The organism is Streptomyces canus (assembly GCF_030815415.1).
Lineage (GTDB): Bacteria > Actinomycetota > Actinomycetes > Streptomycetales > Streptomycetaceae > Streptomyces > Streptomyces canus_F.
The window spans coordinates 5,921,580-5,939,206 of the sequence record NZ_JAUSWW010000001.1 but is presented as its reverse complement, the minus strand read 5'-3'; the positions used below and the strand labels follow the sequence as shown (position 1 = coordinate 5,939,206).

General features: G+C 71.2%; 13 protein-coding genes. 4 read left to right on the top strand and 9 right to left on the bottom strand.

Going from position 1 to position 17,627, the window contains the following annotated elements; translation table 11 throughout:
- Positions 1 to 123 precede the first annotated feature (123 nt).
- The 3 genes from QF037_RS27605 to QF037_RS27595 form a co-directional block, all read right to left on the bottom strand.
- Positions 124 to 1,617, bottom strand: coding sequence for a serine/threonine-protein kinase (locus QF037_RS27605; protein ID WP_307037385.1), 1,494 nt, complete (start codon positions 1,615 to 1,617; stop codon positions 124 to 126).
- A gap of 38 nt (positions 1,618 to 1,655) precedes the next feature.
- Positions 1,656 to 2,291, bottom strand: coding sequence for a hypothetical protein (locus QF037_RS27600; RefSeq protein ID WP_307029688.1), 636 nt, complete (start codon positions 2,289 to 2,291; stop codon positions 1,656 to 1,658).
- A 226-nt stretch (positions 2,292 to 2,517) separates the two neighbouring features.
- Positions 2,518 to 4,614 carry an N-6 DNA methylase gene (locus tag QF037_RS27595; protein WP_307029685.1) on the bottom strand — a complete coding sequence of 699 codons (2,097 nt, stop codon included), beginning with the start codon at positions 4,612 to 4,614 and terminating at the stop codon, positions 2,518 to 2,520.
- A gap of 230 nt (positions 4,615 to 4,844) precedes the next feature.
- Between QF037_RS27595 and QF037_RS27590 the strand changes: the two genes are divergently transcribed.
- Positions 4,845 to 5,525 carry a hypothetical protein gene (locus tag QF037_RS27590; protein WP_307029683.1) on the top strand — a complete coding sequence of 227 codons (681 nt, stop codon included), beginning with the start codon at positions 4,845 to 4,847 and terminating at the stop codon, positions 5,523 to 5,525.
- Between the two features lie 156 nt (positions 5,526 to 5,681).
- Complete coding sequence (locus QF037_RS27585; protein WP_307029681.1) at positions 5,682 to 6,485, top strand: hypothetical protein; 804 nt, start codon at positions 5,682 to 5,684, stop codon at positions 6,483 to 6,485.
- Positions 6,486 to 6,491: 6 nt separating this feature from the next.
- Here the strand turns inward: QF037_RS27585 and QF037_RS27580 are convergent, their stop codons facing one another.
- Together QF037_RS27580 and QF037_RS27575 are read right to left on the bottom strand one after the other, a co-directional pair.
- Positions 6,492 to 7,241: an N-acetyltransferase gene (locus QF037_RS27580; RefSeq protein ID WP_307029679.1), complete on the bottom strand. Its 750-nt coding sequence runs from the start codon at positions 7,239 to 7,241 to the stop codon at positions 6,492 to 6,494.
- Between the two features lie 62 nt (positions 7,242 to 7,303).
- Complete coding sequence (locus QF037_RS27575; RefSeq protein WP_373463973.1) at positions 7,304 to 8,035, bottom strand: HNH endonuclease family protein; 732 nt, start codon at positions 8,033 to 8,035, stop codon at positions 7,304 to 7,306.
- Positions 8,036 to 8,235: 200 nt separating this feature from the next.
- Between QF037_RS27575 and QF037_RS27570 the strand changes: the two genes are divergently transcribed.
- Positions 8,236 to 8,421: an antitoxin gene (locus tag QF037_RS27570; protein WP_307029676.1), complete on the top strand. Its 186-nt coding sequence runs from the start codon at positions 8,236 to 8,238 to the stop codon at positions 8,419 to 8,421.
- Positions 8,422 to 8,579: 158 nt separating this feature from the next.
- Here the strand turns inward: QF037_RS27570 and QF037_RS27565 are convergent, their stop codons facing one another.
- Complete coding sequence (locus QF037_RS27565) at positions 8,580 to 9,500, bottom strand: SCO6745 family protein (RefSeq protein ID WP_307029674.1); 921 nt, start codon at positions 9,498 to 9,500, stop codon at positions 8,580 to 8,582.
- A 117-nt stretch (positions 9,501 to 9,617) separates the two neighbouring features.
- Between QF037_RS27565 and QF037_RS27560 the strand changes: the two genes are divergently transcribed.
- Positions 9,618 to 10,202, top strand: a complete 585-nt coding sequence (locus QF037_RS27560; protein ID WP_307029671.1) for a TetR/AcrR family transcriptional regulator — start codon at positions 9,618 to 9,620, stop codon at positions 10,200 to 10,202.
- 96 nt (positions 10,203 to 10,298) lie between these two features.
- Here the strand turns inward: QF037_RS27560 and mfd are convergent, their stop codons facing one another.
- From mfd to QF037_RS27545, 3 genes are all read right to left on the bottom strand, one after another.
- On the bottom strand, positions 10,299 to 13,829 hold the full coding sequence (gene mfd, locus QF037_RS27555) for a transcription-repair coupling factor (RefSeq protein ID WP_307029669.1): 3,531 nt from the start codon (positions 13,827 to 13,829) through the stop codon (positions 10,299 to 10,301).
- A gap of 408 nt (positions 13,830 to 14,237) precedes the next feature.
- Positions 14,238 to 16,802, bottom strand: a complete 2,565-nt coding sequence (locus QF037_RS27550; RefSeq protein WP_307029667.1) for an ABC transporter permease — start codon at positions 16,800 to 16,802, stop codon at positions 14,238 to 14,240.
- Positions 16,799 to 17,587, bottom strand: a complete 789-nt coding sequence (locus QF037_RS27545; RefSeq protein ID WP_307029665.1) for an ABC transporter ATP-binding protein — start codon at positions 17,585 to 17,587, stop codon at positions 16,799 to 16,801. The genes QF037_RS27550 and QF037_RS27545 overlap by 4 nt, the downstream gene beginning before the upstream one ends.
- Positions 17,588 to 17,627 lie beyond the last annotated feature (40 nt).

The following is a 17,627-nucleotide window of genomic DNA, read 5'->3' as shown; positions in this document are numbered from 1 at the left end:
ATGGTAGGCAGTGGACAAGCTCTGGCCAACCCATTCGACCAACGATTCACCAGGACTTCGGGCACCGACGCACTCTGTCGACGAACGCGGGGCGGCATCCGTGTGCGGCCGCCGCCGCCGCGTTCAGCCGCGCACCTGCCCCAGCCACTCCAGCGTGCGCCGGACCTCCACCGCGAGCGGATGACCGGGACCGTGCAGGCGTTCCACGTCGTGCACGAGACGGGCCAGGGTGTCGTGGGCGGCGGCGCGGTCGCCGAGGGCGAGCAGGAGGTGGCCGATGCGGCGGCGGACGTCGTGGGCGAGCTCGGGGTCGCCGGCCACGTACTGGTTCTCGTAGTACGGCAGCAGCGCGCGGTACTCGGCGAGTGCCGCCGCCGGTTCGCCGAGCTGCTCCAGGCACTGGGCGGCCTCGTAGCGGAAGCGCAGCGACTGGGGGTCGGCCTGGCCGGCCTCGGCGGCGCGTTCGTCGGCGAGGCGGCGCAGTTCGGGCAGCGCGCGCCGGTACTGGCCGTCGTCCATGAGCGTGGCGGCGTACTGCTTGCGCAGGGTGCGTACGACCGGGGAGTGCTCGCCGTGCTGTTCGGCGGCGGCGGGCAGGATCGCGCCGAGGATGTCGACGGCCTGGGTGATGCGGCCTTCGCCGAGGAGGCGCTTGACCTCGTCGACGGCGCGTGCGACATCGGGTTTCTCGGCGGGGGGCGCGTGCGGCGCGGCGGGCGCCGGCTGGGGCGCGGGGGTGCGGGCGCGGTCCGGCCAGGGCGCGTGCGGGCGAAGGAAGGGGCGCGTGGGGTCGAGGGGCGCCCCTGTGGGGGTCCCGCGCGCGGGCAGGAGCAGCGACAGGTGCTCGTACACCTCCTGCGCGCTGGCGGGCCGGTGCTGCGGGTCCTTGGCGAGCAGCCGCAGGACGAGCGCCTCGAGCGCCTCGGGGACTTCGGGGCGCAGGCGGCGGACGGGGAGCGGGGGCTCGTAGAGGTGGCGGTGCAGCACACCGAGCGCCGTGGAGCCGGAGAACGGGACGTCGCCGCTGAGGAGTTCGTGGAGCAGTACGCCGAGTGCGTACAGGTCGGTGTAGGGGCCGACCGCGCCGCCCATGGCCTGCTCGGGAGCCATGTAGGCGGGCGAGCCGATGGGGGTGCCGGTGTGGGTGAGCCGGGTGGTGTCGGCGTCCATGACGGAGGCGACGCCGAGGTCGAGGACGGTGACGGTGCCGTCCTGTTTCACCATCACGTTGCGCGGCTTGAGGTCGCGGTGGACGATCGGCACGGCGTGCACGGCGCTCAGCACGGCGCAGAGTTGCGCGGCGACCGCGACGGCCCACTGCCAGGGGTAGGGGTCGTGCTCGGCGAGGTGGTCGGAGAGGTCCGCGCCGTCGACGTACTGCATGACGAGGAACAGCTCCTCGCCCTCGCTGCCCGCGTCGTGCACGGTGACGAGTCCGGGGTGGTCGACCTGTGCGGTCACCCGGCATTCGCGGACGAACCGGCGGCGCAGCTCGTCGGCCTCCTGCCCGGCCACCTTGTCGGGGCGCAGCAGCTTCACCGCCACGCGCCGGTCGAGCCGTTGGTCGTAGGCCGTCCAGACCTGTCCCATGCCGCCCTGTCCGATGAGCGTGGACAGTTCATAGCGGCCTGCGACGACACGTCCTGTCGTCACGGTCACCTTCCGCCCTCATAGCCGCCGTTGGGATTGCCGTCCTGCCGGCGCAGGTAGTCGCTCAGTTCGTCGAGCTCGGCGCGTACCTGGTCGATGCGGGCGGGCGCGGGGCGCTGGGGCGGCTGCGCCGGGGGCACGGGCGCGTGGGGCGCCGCGTCGCGGGGTGCGGGCGGGGGCGGCAGCGGGTTCCGCGGGATCGGCGCGGGCGTCTGCGGCACGGTCGCGGCGGTGTACGGCGACTGGGGCTGCGGATAGCCGTACGCGGGGGCGGGCTGCGGGCCGTAGGCGCCGTAGCGGAGCTGATGGAAGTGGCGGATGTCCGCGGAGAGGTAGTACGCGATCGTGGCGATGAGGGTGCCCAGGAGCAGGACCAGGCCGGTCCAGCCGCCCACGGTGTGGATCTCCTCGCCGCCCTCGATGCCGAGCAGCACCAGTCCGGTGACGATCGCGACGAACGAGGCCACGAACAGGCCCCAGTCGAGCCACCGGCGGGTCACAAGCGCCAGACGCAGCAGCATCGACCAGGCCAGCAGACCGACGGAGAAGATCGAGATCACCACGAACAGCACGCGCAGGAAGACCAGCAACGCCGGATGGGGCGGCTGCTTCACCGGCTGCGTGTAGCCGTGGCCATGCATGACAGCTCCTGGTGCCTGAGGTGGGCGTACGTGGGCGGCCGACGCCCGGCAACCCCGTTCCTGCGATTGTCGCTTCGAGCGTATAGGCCGACAACGACATGCGGTCCAGGGTTGTACCGAACCGTTGTCGTGCTGATCACGTCGTACGGCGGCGCAGGTCACGGCGGGGGCGGTCGGAGGGCCTGATTCCGCAACCGCCGGGCGCCACCCGGGCTTCAGTCGGGCGTCAGTCGGGTGCGACCGTGCCGTCGGTGAGGCCGTCGTACATCCCGCGCACGAGCTGGTTCCCGAGCCGGCCCGCGTGCCGTAGCGCCCGCTCGAACTCGTCGAGCGTGCGGAAGCGCGCGCCGTAGCGCCGCTGTTCGTCGAGCGGGAGCCGGGGCAGTTGCAGACGGCGCACGTCCAGGCGGGTCGCGGTGGAGGCGTAGCTGCTGGCCTGACGGTTGTTGGCGGTGCCGCGCAGGAAGCCGGCGAGGAACCAGGGGTCGAGCGCCGTGGGATCGGGGCGCAGGAGCACGAGGCTGCGCCCGAGGGCGGCGCCCCCGCTCGCGTCGTCGATCACGCGTGCCATCGAGCCGCCGCCGAGCACCGGCACGACGACATCGCCCGGCTCGACGAGCACGGCCTCCTCGTCGCTCTCGGGGAGCGTGCCGGAGGGGGCGGTGCCGGCGATGACGTCGTGGTCGGTGAGGACGGGCACGCGCGCGTGGCCGCCGTTCCCGCCGGTGCGCATCACCAGGGCGCCTCCGCGCGCGAGTTCGCCGACGGTGGTGAGCGGCCAGCGTGCGGGCTGTGCGGTGTCGGCGGGCAGCGGGGTGAGGTCGGTGGTCAGGCGCAGGGTCTCCCCGAGGCGCTCGCGCACGGCCGTGAGCGCCTCCGCGCCGTCGGCCGCCGTGGCGGGCGGGAGGTGGCGGGCCGGGGCGAGGTCCACGTCGTCGTCGAGGAGGTCGATGACGGGCAGGGCCCGCGCGAGGCCGGGCCGCTCCTGGAGGGTGCCCGCGCGGTCGAAGGCGCGCCAGGCGTCGAGCACCGCTTCCCGCACCTCCCGCCAGTCGGGGCCGCCGCGCCCTTCGGTGGCGAACTGGCCGGTGTCGGCGAGCAGCACCTCGGGCTGGGCCGGCGCCTTCTCGGGGCGGCGCAGCACCCACAGGTGGAGCGGGATGTTGTACGGGGGTGCCGCGCCGACCGGCAGGGCGACGACCGCGCGCAGCGCACCCCGGCGCAGCAGGTCGGCGCGGATACGGCGGCCCGAGCGGCGGGAGGCGGCGGCGGGCGGCATGAGGAGTACGGCGGTGCCGCCGTCCTTGAGGCGGGCGAGCGCGTGCTGCACCCAGGCCAGCTCGGACTCGGTGCGGGCCGGGAAGCCGTACTCCCAGCGGGCGTCGTAGGCGAGTTCGTCGTGCCCCCAGTTGCGCTCGTTGAACGGCGGGTGGCACAGGACGGCGTCGGCGCGCAGCTCGGGGTGGGCGTCGGCGCGCAGGGTGTCGCCGGTGGCGCCGTGCACGTGGGCGCGGGTCTGCAGGGCGAGCCGGAGTGCGGTGAGGGCGGCGAGTTCGGGGGCGCTGTCCTGGGCGTACAGCTCCTGGTCGGCGCGGGCGGTGACGGCGCGCAGCAGGGCGCCGGTGCCGCAGGCCGGGTCGAGGACGGTGCGGGCGGGGCCCGCGAGGTCGGCCATGAGGCCGGCGAGGTCGGCGGGGGTGAGCGTGTACTGGCGCGGGTTGGCGTCGAGGTGGCGGCCGAGCAGGAACTCGAAGGTCTGCCGGGCGCCCAGCTCCGCGGCGAGCTCGGCGGCCCCGCGCAGGAGGGGGACGGAAGGGAGGAGCTCGGGGCCGAGGGGGGTGTGAAGGGCAGCACGGGGGCTCACCGAGGGTGAGGTGTTCACAGCGCCGGGGCTGTTCACGGCGTCCGAGGTGTTCACAGCCGCCGCAGCACCGAACCGTGGTGCCAGGACCTCCTCCAGCGCCCCCGGCAGCATCGCCGCCAGCCGCGCGTCGGAGCCGGCGCTCGCGTCCAGCCAGACGGTGGGGCGGTCGTGGATGAGGAGCAGGACGCAGCCGGCGTGGGTGAGGGCGGTGACCGGGCCCTCGGGGTGGCCCGAGAGCTGCTGCCAGACCCGTTCGCGTAGCGGGACCTCGGCGAGTTTCCCCTGGTCACGCAGCCAGCTCTCGACCTCGGCGAGGGCGAAGGAGGGGCTGGTCTCGGTGCCGCCGACCGGCTTGGGGAAGTCGGCGTGGCGGCGGCGCCAGTTGCTGACGGCGGCGCGGCCGACGCCGGCGAGCCGGGCGATCCCGGCGGCGGTCACCTCTGTGGCGTTGTCCTGCACCGGCCCGGCTCCCCTCGTCGTCCTGCGTGGCCCCGCGCGTCCCCGCAGCTGACTGCGCTCCGCGTGTGACGCCGAGCATAGCGGCGTACGCAAGATCTACCCCTTCACGGCCGTGTACTCCCACCATTGCGTGAACCGTGTTGACTCGGTTCACACGCTCTGGTCTTATTGACCCAGCGAACGAAGGGCAGCCGAAAGGCGGCTGTCACCGTGTGGGAGGGGACACAGTCATGGGCATGAAGGGCAAGGTCGCGCTGGGGGCCGTCGTGGGGATCGTCGTCATCGGTGCCGTCTCGGCGAACTCCGGCGACGACAGCAGCGACTCCACGAGCAGCGACAAGGGCTCTTCGGCGTCCGCAAAGGCGAAGCCCGGCGGCGAGAAGGAGGCGGCGAAGGCGGCCGAGGAGAAGAAGGTCGCCTTCGAGGGGGACGGCGACTTCCAGGTCGGCTCGGACATCAAGCCCGGCACCTACCGCACCAGCGGCAACGACGACGGCATGTGCTACTGGGAGCGCGCCAAGGACGCCTCCGGCGAGATGGACTCCCTGCTCGCCAACGACAATGTCACCGGCACCAGTTACGTCACCGTCAAGGCCTCCGACAAGCTCTTCAAGTCGAGCGACTGCAACGACTGGGAGGCCGTCGACACCAAGGCGAAGGGCTCCCCCGCGGCCACGATGGCCGGCGACGGCGGCATGTTCAGAGTCGGCGCCGACATCGCCCCCGGCACCTACAAGTCCACCGGCAACAAGGACGACATGTGCTACTGGGAGCGCACCAAGGACGCCGAGCACGGGCTCGACTCGATCATCGCCAACGACAACGTGACCGGCTCGGCCGTCGTCACGATCAGCGCCTCGGACACCTACTTCAAGACGTCCGGCTGCACGGACTGGAAGAAGACCGGCTGACGCCGGCCACCTACGGCGCGGTCCGGCGGGGCCGACCCACGGCAGTACCCGCCGGACCTCGCTCCCTTTCCGCGCTCCCTTTCCGCGCTCCCTTTCCGCACGCCGCGCGTCCCGCCGCGCCCGCTCACCACACCGCGACACCACCGAGGAGTTCCCATGCGTCGTACCGCACTTGCCGCCCTCTGCCTCACCGCCGCGACCACCCTCGCGCTCACCGGCTGCCAGTCGGACCAGTCCGGCCGGTCCGGGAAGGACAAGGCGGACGGCAAAGCCCGCAGTTCCAGCCCGTCGAGCAGTCCGAGCAAGGCGAAGGAGCCGTTCGCCGGACTGACCGGCGGCGAGATCGCCGACCGGGCCGTCGAGGCCACGACCGGCGCCTCGTCGCTGCGGATGAAGGGGAACATCTCCGACGACGGGTCCGGGGGCACCATCGAGATCGACATGGCCCTGAACAAGCAGGGCGAATGCGCGGGCACGATGAGCGTGGGCGGCCAGGGCAAGGCCGATCTGATCAAGGTCGGCGACACCGTCTACATGAAGTACGACGAGGCCTTCCTGCGCGCCCAGAGCAAGGGCGAGAAGAAGTCGGACGTGGACGCGGCCGTGGCGCTGCTGGCCGGGAAGTGGACCAAGATGTCCGCGAAGGGCGAGGACGCCAAGGAGATCACGGGCTTCTGCGACCTGGACACGGTGCTCGGCGACGCCGACGACGTGGACTCGGACGCCTCGCGCTCCAAGACGACCACCGTGGACGGCACGCCCGCGATCGTGCTGCACGAGCGGGAGGGCAAGGAGCGCTACACGCTCTACGTCGCCACCGAGGGCAAGCCGTATCTGCTGCGCGTGGACAGCGCCTCCGCGAGCGACCCGGGCACCCTGACCTTCGGCGAGTACGACGAGCCCGTCCCCGCGCAGAAGCCCGGCGGCGAGATCCTCGACCTCGACGCCCTGGGCGCCTGAACCGCCCTACGGCTGCAGCGGATGCCGCATCCACACATTGGGCTCCACGTACACCGCGTAGCCCCGCTCCGGCTCGCACCGCACCGGCACCAGCGCTCCGGGCACCTCGATGTCGCCCCGGATGTCGAAGGGCAGCCCCGTCCAGCGGCGCCACTGCTCCAGCGAACCGGCCACCGTCATGGAGGCAGGCGACACGGAGTGGATGGTGGCGCCGGCCCGGGCGTGGACGCGCAGCCAGGGGTCGTGCGGGAGTCCGTCGGGGCGTACGCGGTGGGCGTACTCCTCGATGGGGGTGTGCGGTTCGAGCTGCTTGGCGCTGGGGCGGACGGGGGCGACGACCTCGCTGAAGCCGTGCGCCCGGGCGTTGTCGCGCATCGCGGACAGCATGCGGCCGGACAGGCCCTGGCCCTGGGCGTCGGGCCGGACGTTGATGGCGATCGCGCTGACGGTGTCGGGCCGGACCCCTCGACGCCGGTCGGCGAAGGCCCACAGGAGCACTTCGTCCCAGCCCCGGGCGGGCAGTTCGCCCCGGTCCTCGGTACCGAGGGCGAAGGGCACGCTGAACCCGGTGGCGACGACCTCGCCCCGCTCGTCCTCGGCGAACAGCACATACGCCGGGAACTCCCTGGCGATCCGGCCGTAGTGGTGGTCGCCCACCAGGTCCCTGGTGACGAACTCCGGCCAGCTGTCGGCCATCGCGACCACGCGCCCGTGGTCGTCGGGCCGTTCGGCGAGACTCGACACCTTCCGTTCCATGCGGTCACCGTAGGCGGGCGGCACCACGGCCGGGAACCGCTTTTCCGGCTCTGCCAGCCGGGTCAGCCCCCGCACTGCCGCAGCATCATCTCCTTGTCGGCCTTCGTGACAGGGAGCTCGTACTTCAGCGAGACCTGTGCGAAGCGCACCACGTACGAGCAGCGGATCTGCTTGTTCGGGGGCAGCCAGGACGCGGGTCCCGAGTCGCTCTTGGAGCCGTTGGTCGGGCCGTCCACCGGTATGAGGTTGAGCGGGTCGTTGGCGATGTCCTCGCGCTTGCCCTTGTCCCAGCGCGAGGCGCCCATCTGCCAGTCGTACGACAGCGGCATCACATGGTCGATCTGCACCGCCGTGGCACGGGACTTGACCCAGTCGATCTCCCTGCCGGTGTAGGGGTCGGCCAGGGTCATGGAGACGACGACGCAGTCCGAACCGGAGCGGAAGCGGACGTCCTCGCCGTCCCTCTGGAGGAGGTCATTGCGGGTGTCGCAGCCGTTGCGGGAGAAGGGGATGCCGCCGGGCGCGGAGTCCATCCAGGCGTAGCCGAACTCGTCCCGGTCGTAGCCCGTCTTGGGGCCGCGGCCCTTGGTCTCCACCTTCTCGATCAAGGCGCGCGCCTTGGCTCTGTCGGCGTCCGTGGTGATGGCCGCGAGGCCGGCCTTGGTGCCGTCCGGGTTGTCCAGCGGGCTCACCGCGCGGCCGGAGCTCACGGCCGGGCCGGAGCCGGACGGCTCGCTGTCCGCGGGCAGTTCCACGCCCTCACAACCGGCGAGCAGTACGACCATGCCGAGCATCGCCGCGGCGCCCGCGGCCCCGCCCCTCAGACGCGTCACGGTGCGTCCCTCCCCTTGTTCTCCTGGTCCACCCGCACGAGCCGGTCGTGCCCGCTCTCACGGTACTGGCCAAGAGGTCCAGACCATATAGGGCTTCAAGGGGCATACCTCTCAGGTCGGGCGTATCGTCATTGCTGAGTCACCTCCGGAAGGAGCTCTGGATGGGCATCCTCGACAGGTTCAAGAGCAACCGCACGGCGCAGGACAAGGCCAAGAACATGTCCGACGCGGCGGAACGCAAGGTCAACGACAAGACGGGCAACAAGTACGAGAGCCAGGTCGACGACGGGCAGCAGAGGGCCGAAGGCGCGATGGGAATGGATCGCGACAGGCCCGAACAGCCGTAAGACCGGCAGACCCCACGGAGGAGCACGAGACCCCTTCCGGGCGCACAGCACCGGTCGACCGGGGTCTCCTGACCACCTTGCAACCGAGGCCGCCCCCGGAGCCACAACTCCCGCGGACGGCCTCGCGTTTGCGGGCGACCTCATCGCCCTCCCAGGCTTCAGGCCTTGCCTATCCCCAGCGTCGTCTCCGAAGGGAGCAGGCCCGAGGACAGCACCGCCACCCAGAAGTCGCCGAGCAGTTCGACGAGGCGGTCGGTGTCGGTCTGGCCGAGGGACTGCCAGGGGGCGGCGGCGAGTTCGTCGGTGTGCTGTTCGACCTGGTGGCGCAGGGCGCGGCCGGTGTCCGTTGCGGTGCCGTCCTCGTCGACCAGGCCTCGGGCGGTCAGGCGTTCGCGTGCGGCCGACCATTGCGCGTCGCTCCAGCCGCGGCTCCCGAAGCGCTCGACGGACGCGGCGCCTGTCCCCGCGAAGGAGACGAGCGACTCGGCCGGGTCGAGGCCGGCGATGAGCAGGGCGGCGAGATGGCCGTCGCCGCGATGCTCGCGCAGGATCGTCGCCGCGTGCCACAGCTGGAGGTGCGGGATCGTGGGCCACTCCAGCTCGGCGTTGGCAGCGGCGAGGGGGCGGCCCGCGCTGTTCACCGCTTCGGCGGCCCGGCGGGCGAGAGCGGCGGCCTCCGCCAGTTCGGGGCTGTCGACGCGCTCGCCGAATATCTCCCGGTACGCCCTGTCGACGCCTCGCAGCCGCGCCGCCAGCACCGCCTCGGGGCTCGCGACGCTCCACGCGGAGCCGATGTGCTCGGCGACCATGCGGGGGCTGAAGCTGTAGAACGCGGAGGTCACCCGCTCGGCGCCCACCGCGCCCAACGGGGCCGCGCGGAGCGGGAAGTAACTCGGCCAGCGCTCCTTGGTGTCGTAGCCGAGCGCCGCCGCCTCCTCCAAGACCTCCGGCGCGTAGTACACCACCGCATGCAGGGGTTCCAGCAGGTGCCAGAGCTGGCGTACGCGGGCCGGGGCGACGCCGGCGGTGACCGTACCCCTACCCGTACCGGTACCGATCTCGCTCTCGTGCTGCGACATGACATGACTCCCTCGTCGTATCCACGTGCTTCGGACCAGCTCCACAACTTGACACTGACAAGATTGGCCGAGCCGCACCAACTTGTCAATGACTAGATTGGGCGTACGCTGCTGTCCATGGCATCCGCGGACACCACGAAACCGGCCTCGCGCCGCCCCTATCACCACGGCGATCTGCGCCGCGCCATCCTCACCGCCGCGCTGGACGTCATCGCCGCCGACGGCCCGTCCGCGCTGAGCCTGCGCGACCTCGCCCGCCGGGCCGGGGTGTCGCACGCGGCCCCCGCCCATCACTTCGGGGACCGCACCGGCCTGCTCACGGCGATCGCGGCGGAGGGATTCGGGCTGCTGGCGACCGCACTGCGGGAGGCGCCCGACCTCAAGGAGGCGGGCGTGCGCTATGTGCGCTTCGCGCGCGAGCACCCGGCGCACTTCCAGGTGATGTTCTCGCCGGGACTGCTACGCGCGGACGACCTCGAACTGAGCACCGCCCGCGCCCTCACCGGCGACGCCCTGCGCGAGGCCGTGTCCGGGGTGGACCCCGAGGGCATCGAGCCGCGCCTCGCGGGTGTCGCGGCCTGGTCCCTCGCACACGGCTTCGCCACGCTGCTGCTCGGACACAACCTGGACGGGCCGGTGGACGGCAGGGATCCGGAGGAGGTCTTCCGGACACTGGCGGGGATGCTGTTCCGGGCCACGTGAGCGAGGGCTGCTCCGGGCCGCGTGAGTGGGTTCGTCAGGAAGGCGGCAGTGGTCGCGGCTGATGCGACAGCCGCTGCCCACTCCCGCCCCCGCCGGCTACGACCCCAGGATCGACGCCAGGAACTCCCCGACCCAGCCCAGCAGTTCCCGCCCGACCAACGGCTTGCCGCCCACCTTCGCCGTCTTCGGCCGCGGCACCAGCACCTGATGCGCCGCCGGCTTGATGACGGTCCCGGGGTACAGCCGCTTGACCCGCAGTTCCTGCGACTCGCGCAACTCCACGGGTGCGAAGCGGATGTTGGTGCCCTGGAGGACGATCTCGCCGACGCCACACGCGCGTGCCAGCATGCGAAGGCCCGCCACGAGCAGCAGGTTCTCCACCGGCTCCGGCAACTTGCCGTAGCGGTCGACGAGTTCTTCCCGTACGGCCTTGACGTCGTCCTCGGTGTTGGCCGAGGCGATCGAGCGGTAGGCCTGGAGGCGGAGCCGCTCGCCCGGGGCGTAGTCGTGCGGGACGTGGGCGTCGACCGGGAGCTCGATCTTGACCTCGAGCGGCGGCTCCTCCTCGACACCGCCCTCCAGGGAGGCCCGGTAGTCGGCCACCGCCTCACCGACCATGCGGACGTACAGGTCGAAGCCGACGCCCGCGATATGGCCGGACTGTTCGCCGCCCAGCAGGTTTCCGGCGCCTCGGATCTCCAGGTCCTTCATCGCCACGTACATGCCCGCGCCCATCTCCGTGTGCTGGGCGATGGTCGCCAGACGCTCGTGGGCCGTCTCCGTCAGGGGCTTCTCCGGGGGGTAGAGGAAGTAGGCGTAGCCACGCTCCCTGCCGCGGCCCACCCTGCCCCGCAGCTGGTGCAGCTGCGACAGGCCGAAGTTGTCTCCCCGCTCCACGATCAGCGTGTTCGCGTTCGAGATGTCGATGCCCGACTCCACGATCGTCGTCGACACCAGCACGTCGAACTTCTTCTCCCAGAAGTCGACCACCACCTGCTCCAGCGCCGTCTCCGACATCTGCCCGTGCGCCGTCGCGATCCGGGCCTCCGGCACGATCTCGCGCAGACGGGCGGCCGCGCGGTCGATGGACTCGACCCTGTTGTGGATGTAGAAGACCTGGCCCTCGCGCAGCAGTTCACGGCGGATCGCCGCGCCGATCTGCCTCTCCTCGTACGGGCCGACGAAGGTCAGTACCGGGTGGCGCTCCTCCGGCGGGGTCGTGATCGTCGACATCTCGCGGATGCCCGTGACCGCCATCTCCAGGGTCCTGGGGATCGGGGTCGCGGACATCGTCAGTACGTCGACGTTGGCGCGCAGCTTCTTCAGCTGCTCCTTGTGCTCGACGCCGAAGCGCTGCTCCTCGTCGACGATGACCAGGCCCAGGTCCTTGAACTTGGTCTCCGACGAGAACAGCCGGTGGGTGCCGATGACGACGTCCACCGAGCCCTCGCGCAGGCCCTCCAGGACCGCCTTCGCCTCGGTGTCCGTCTGGAAGCGGCTGAGCGCCCGCACGTTCACCGGGAACTGCGAGTAGCGCTCGGAGAAGGTGCCGAAGTGCTGCTGCACCAGCAGGGTCGTCGGTACGAGGACCGCGACCTGCTTGCCGTCCTGCACCGCCTTGAACGCGGCCCGGACCGCGATCTCCGTCTTGCCGTAGCCGACGTCGCCGCAGATCAGACGGTCCATCGGGACCGACTTCTCCATGTCCTCCTTGACCTCGGCGATGGTCGTCAGCTGGTCCGGGGTCTCGACGTACGGGAACGCGTCCTCCAGCTCGCGCTGCCACGGGGTGTCCGGGCCGAAGGTGTGCCCGGGCGCCGCCATGCGCGCGCTGTAGAGCTTGATGAGGTCGGCCGCGATCTCCTTGACGGCCTTCTTCGCGCGGGCCTTCGTCTTCGTCCAGTCGGCGCCGCCCAGCCGGTGCAGGGTCGGGGCCTCGCCGCCCACGTACTTGGTGATCTGTTCCAGCTGGTCCGTCGGGATGTAGAGACGGTCGCCGGGCTGGCCGCGCTTGGCGGGGGCGTACTCGACGACGAGGTACTCGCGCGTGGCGCTCTGCACGGTGCGCTGCACCATCTCGATGTAGCGGCCCACGCCGTGCTGCTCGTGGACGATGTAGTCGCCCGCCTCCAGGCTCAGCGGGTCGATCGTCTTGCGGCGCCGGGCGGGCATCCGGGCGCCGTCCTTGCCGGCCGCCTTCTGGCCGGTCAGGTCGGTCTCGGTGAGCACGGCGAGCTTCAACGACGGGTCGACGAAGCCGTAGTCGATCGAGCCGCACGCCACGTGCACGACGGACGGGGCGATCGTCCCCAGCTCCGCCTCCAGGCGTGCCGCGATGCCCTCGCCGCCCAGCACCTCGACCGTGCGGGCCGCCGGGCCGTGCGCCTCGGTCACGAAGACCGTGCGCCAGCCGTCGGCGAGCCAGCCCTTGGTGTCGGCGAGGGCCTTCGCGGTGTCGCCGCGGTAGGTCTCGGGGGCGTGCATGCCGAGCTTGAGGGTGTCCGCCTCCAGCTCCAGATCCGCCGCGAACGGCGACACCGACCACCACATCATGTCCAGCTCGCGCGCCCGGTCCCGGACGTCCGCGATCGACCACAGGGAGGCCGCGCCGACGTCGATCGGCGCCTCGCCGCCGCCCGCCGTGGCCGCCCAGGAGGCATGCAGGAACTCCTGCGACGTCGCCACGAGATCCGCGGCACGCGTGCGTACCCGCTCCGGATCGCATACGACGGCCATGGCGCCCTTGGGCAGTACGTCGACCAGGAGCTCCATCTCGTCGACGAGAACCGGCGCGAGGGACTCCATGCCCTCCACGGCGATCCCCTCGGCGATCTTGCCGAGCAGTTCGCCCAGCTCCGGGTGGAGCTCGGCGAGGGCGCGTGCACGCGCGCGTACGTCGTCGGTGAGGAGCAGCTCGCGGCAGGGCGGAGCCCACAGGCCGTGCTCGGCGACCTCCAGGGAGCGCTGGTCGGCGACCTTGAAGTAGCGGATCTCCTCCACGTCGTCGCCCCAGAACTCGATCCGGAGCGGGTGTTCCTCCGTGGGCGGGAAGACGTCCAGGATGCCGCCTCGTACGGCGAACTCTCCGCGCTTCTCCACGAGCTCCACGCGCGCGTAGGCGGCGGCGCCGAGGGCGTCGACAACGGCGTTCAGGTCGGCGGTCCGGCCCGTGCGCAGGGCGACCGGTTCGAGGTCGCCGAGGCCCTTGACCTGCGGCTGGAGCACGGAGCGCACCGGGGCCACGACCACCGACACCGGGCCCGTCTCGGGGTCGTCCGGGCGGGGGTGGGCGAGGCGGCGCAGGACGGCGAGGCGGCGGCCGACGGTGTCGCTGCGGGGGCTGAGGCGTTCGTGCGGGAGGGTCTCCCACGAGGGGTACTCGACGACGCCCTCCTGCGGGAGCAGGGAGCGCAGGGCCGCGGCCAGGTCCTCGGCCTCGCGGCCGGTCGCCGTGACGGCGAGTACGGGGCGGCCGGCTTCTCGGGCGAGTGCGGCGATCGCGAAGGGGCGGGCTGCCGGGGGGCCGACCAGGTCGACGTGCATGCGGTTGCCGTCTGCGGCCGCGGCGATGGCTTCCGTGAGGGCGGTGTCCTTGACGACGGCGTCGAGCAGACCGTGCAGGCTCATTCGGGGCGGCTTTCGTCCGAGGGTGGGCAACGCGAATCGCCCGACGCGGTGACCGGCCGGGGGGTATCCAGCGTACGTCGCCGCGGTCGCGGGTGCCGGGGCTGTGGATAACGCCGGTTCTCCTCACACCCCGCGTCCGCGCCGACGCCCGGCGGTTTTCGCCCCCGCCGCCCCTACCCGTCCCATCCTCCAGGGGCTGCCGCCCCTTCGACCCCGCCCCGAGGGGGCTCCGCCCCCTGGACCCCCTCGGCCCAAAGGGCCTCGTCCTCAAACGCCGGACGGGCTGAAATACCTGGACCGGCATCGAAAGACCCAGCCACCTGGCAAACCCCCTGCACGAAAACGCCCGGCGCCGAGAAGTCCCCCGTGACTTCTCGGCGCCGGGTCCTGCTCCCCCGTGCGATATGGCTATTCGGTCGCGATGGCGTTGAGGACGTTCATGCGGCCCGCGCGGAAGGCCGGGACGAGGGCCGCGAAGAGGCCCACGAAGGCCGAGCCGATGAAGACGCCGATGATGGTGGGCCAGGGGATGTCGAGGACGTTGAGGCCCTCCATGGCGAGGAGCTTCTGGGCGGTGGCGCCCCAGCCCATACCCAGGCCCAGGCCCAGCAGGGCGCCGAAGAGGGCGATGACCACCGACTCCAGGCGGATCATGCGGCGCAGCTGGCGGCGGGAGAGGCCGATCGCGCGCATCAGGCCGATCTCGCGGGTGCGTTCCACCACCGAGAGGGCCAGGGTGTTCACGACGCCGAGGATGGCCACGATGATCGCGAGACCCAGCAGGCCGTAGACCATGTTGAGGAGCTGGCCGACCTGGTCCTTGAGCTCTTCCTTGTAGTCGGTCTGGTCGCGGACCTGGTACTGCGGGTAGTCGTGGAGCGCGTCCTTGAGGGCCGCGTAGGCCTGCTTCTCCTGGCCGTCCTTGGCCTTGGCGAACATGATCGAGTTCGGCGGGATCTGGTCGGCGGGGACGTACTGCTTCATCGTCGCCATGCTGAGGTAACGCGCCCCCTGGTCCAGCGCCCCGCTGTCGTCGGTGATGGCCGCGACCTTGAGCTTCGCCGTGTCGCCGCCCTTGAAGGCGACGGTGATGGTGTCGCCGACGCGGATGCCGTGGTCCTTGGCGTAGTCGGAGCCGACGGACATGGCGTTCTCGCCGTACGCGGCGGACAGGGTGCCGGCCGTCGTCGGGCGGCGCAGGTCCTGGGCGTACGTCGGGTCGGCCGCGGTGACGCCCTTGGTGTCCTTCTTGCCGTCGGGCGAGGTCAGGGTCGCCTCGAGTTCCTTGTACGAGGTGACGTGCGCGAGGTCCGGGCTCTGCTCCATCGCCTTCTGGGCCTGCGGGACGATCCGCTGGCCGCCCTGGACGATGAAGTCCGCGCCGACCGACTTGTCGAGCTCACTGGTGGCCGAGGCGACCATCGAGGAGCCGACCACCGAGAGGCAGGCCACCAGGGCGAGGCCGATCATCAGGGCGGCGCCCGTGGCACCCGTACGACGGGGGTTGCGCAGCGCGTTGCGCTCCGCCATGCGGCCGACCGGGCCGAAGGCCCGCAGGATCACCGCGCTGATGACCCGTACGACCCCACCCGCCAGCAGCGGGCCGATGATGACGAAGCCGATCAGGGTCAGCACCACGCCGCCGGCGAGCAGCAGCGAGCCGTCCTTCGCCGTGTCGGCAGTGGCGGCCGCGTAGAGGGCGAAGCCGCCCGCACCGGTCAGGACCAGCCCGATGATGCCCCGCACCAGGCCCGCCTTGCCGTCGGCCGGTGTACCGGCGTCGCGCAGTGCGGCCATCGGGGAGACCTTGCCGGCCCGGCGGGCGGGCAGGTAGGCGGCGAGGACGGTGACCACGACGCCGAGGATCATGCCGATGACCGGGGTGGTCGTTTTGACGGTGAGGTCGTCGGTGGAGAGGTTCATGCCGGCCATGCCCATGAGCTTCATCAGCCCGACGGCGATACCGACACCGGCGCCGACACCGAGGATCGAGCCCACGATGCCGAGGAGCAGCGACTCCACCAGCACCGAGCGGTTGACCTGCTTGCGGGAGGAACCGATGGCCCGCATGAGGCCGATCTCGCGGGTCCGCTGGGCGACCAGCATGGAGAAGGTGTTGATGATCAGGAAGATGCCGACCAGGAACGCGATCCCGGCGAAGCCGAGCATGGCGTACTTGATGACGTTCATGAACTCGCCGACACCCTCACGGTTTTCGTCGGCGTTCTCCTTGGCCGTCTGGATCTTGTACGTGCCGTCCAGGGCCTGTGTGACGTTCTGCTTGAGCTGGGTGTCGCTGACGCCGGCCGCGGCGGTGGCGTAGACCTGGGTGAACCGGCCCTCGGCGCCCAGGAGTTCGCGCTGCGCGGTGGCGGTGTCGAAGTAGACGATCGCGGCACCGGGGTTGGTGATCTTGAAGGTGGCGATGCCGACGATCTTCGCCTTGAAGTCACCGATGACGGAGATGGTGCGCAGCTCGTCGCCGATCTTCAGGTCGTGCTTGTCGGCGGTGTCGGCGTCGACCATCGTCTCGGTGGGCCCGCGTGGCGCGTGTCCGGAGGTGATCTCCATCGAACGCAGGTCGCTCTTGGTCCAGTTGCCCGCGATGGTGGGCGCTCCGGTCGACGACCCCATGTTCTTGTTGTCGCTGTTGACGACGGTCACGTTCATCGAACTGACCGCGCCCTCGGCCGACTTGACGCCGTCCGCCTTCGTCACCTGCTGGACCGTGGAGGCCGGCAGCGACTCGGGCTTGCCGTTCTGCGGGGTGTCGTCGCTCTTGGCCGTCTTCGGGGAGACCGTGACATCGGACGCGGTGGTCGAGAACAGCTTGTCGAACGTCGTGTTCATCGTGTCGGTGAAGACGAGCGTGCCGCACACGAACGCCACCGACAGCAGCACGGCCACGGCCGACAGGGCCATACGCCCCTTGTGCGCGAAGAAGTTGCGCATCGAGGTCTTCAGGACGGTCATGACGTCCGTCCCCGGGCGTCGAAGTCCTTCATGCGGTCCAGGACGGCGTCCGCGGTCGGCTTGTACATCTCGTCGACGATCCGGCCGTCGGCGAGGTACAGCACACGATCGGCGTACGAGGCCGCGACCGGGTCGTGCGTGACCATCACGATGGTCTGCCCGAGCTCGGACACGGACCTGCGCAGGAAGCCCAGCACCTCGGCGCCCGCACGGGAGTCGAGGTTCCCGGTCGGCTCGTCACCAAAGATGATCTCGGGCCGCGCGGCCAGCGCCCGGGCCACCGCGACTCGCTGCTGCTGACCGCCGGAGAGCTGGGTGGGCCGGTGCTTGAGCCGGTCGCTCAGCCCGACGGTGTCGACGACCTGCCCCAGCCACGCCTTGTCCGGCTTCCGGCCGGCGATGTCCATGGGCAGCGTGATGTTCTCTATGGCGTTGAGCGTCGGGAGCAGGTTGAACGCCTGGAAGATGAACCCGATCCGGTCCCGGCGCAGCTGCGTGAGCTTCTTGTCCTTCAGCCCGGTGATCTCGGTGTCGTCCAGATAGATCTGCCCGGACGTGACAGTGTCGAGTCCGGCGAGGCAGTGCATGAGCGTGGACTTGCCGGAGCCCGAGGGCCCCATGATCGCGGTGAACTGCCCGCGTGCGATGTCCACGTCCACATGGTCGAGGGCGACGACACGGGTCTCGCCGGCCCCGTACGCCTTGACGACCTGCCGCGCCCGCGCGGCAACGGCCGTAGTCCCTCCAGTGCCCCCGTGCCTGGTGATGGTCACAGCCGATGTCACGGTATATCTCCTATGTCGGTCAGGAATTGGCGCGCACTGA